The sequence below is a fragment of the Paraburkholderia sp. SIMBA_053 genome (assembly GCF_046534895.1).
GTDB lineage: Bacteria > Pseudomonadota > Gammaproteobacteria > Burkholderiales > Burkholderiaceae > Paraburkholderia > Paraburkholderia caledonica.
The window spans coordinates 1-430 of the sequence record NZ_JAWRXU010000137.1 but is presented as its reverse complement, the minus strand read 5'-3'; the positions used below and the strand labels follow the sequence as shown (position 1 = coordinate 430).

General features: G+C 62.8%; 1 protein-coding gene and 1 pseudogene. Both read right to left on the bottom strand.

Annotated elements, in window-relative coordinates; genetic code table 11:
* On the bottom strand, window positions 1–219 hold a 219-nt coding region (locus SB753_RS34945), incomplete at its 3' end, for an ROK family protein (protein ID WP_410804608.1).
* A gap of 35 nt (window positions 220–254) precedes the next feature.
* Window positions 255–430, bottom strand: a pseudogene (locus SB753_RS34940) (glucose-6-phosphate dehydrogenase); the annotation flags it as partial.

Genomic DNA, 430 nt, shown 5'->3' with positions numbered 1-430 from the left:
CAACTGCGCCGGCGCCTTCGCGATCAATGGCTCGACGAGTTTTGCCAACGCATCGACGAGTTGCTGCGGCGTGCACGGATGCGGCGTCGCCACGCGCAAGCGCTCGGTTTGCATCTGACCGTTTGCGTCGATGATCGCCGCTTTCAATCCAGTGCCGCCGACGTCGATTGCAAGAATCCGTTCGTTACGCGTTGCTGCCTTGTCTTTCGATGCCGCCATGTTGCCCCCCGTTGATGTGGTTTTACCGAGCGCGTTCACTTCTTTTCGATTGCATTGGTCTTTAATGGCCGCCACGCGCGGCCGTCGCGTGCGAGCAGCGCATCGGCTTCGGCGGGCCCTTCACTGCCGGCCGCATAGCCGTGCACGGGCATCGCGCCGCCCGTTTTCGGATGCAGCACATCGTCCACCGCGCACCAGCTCGTCTCGATGC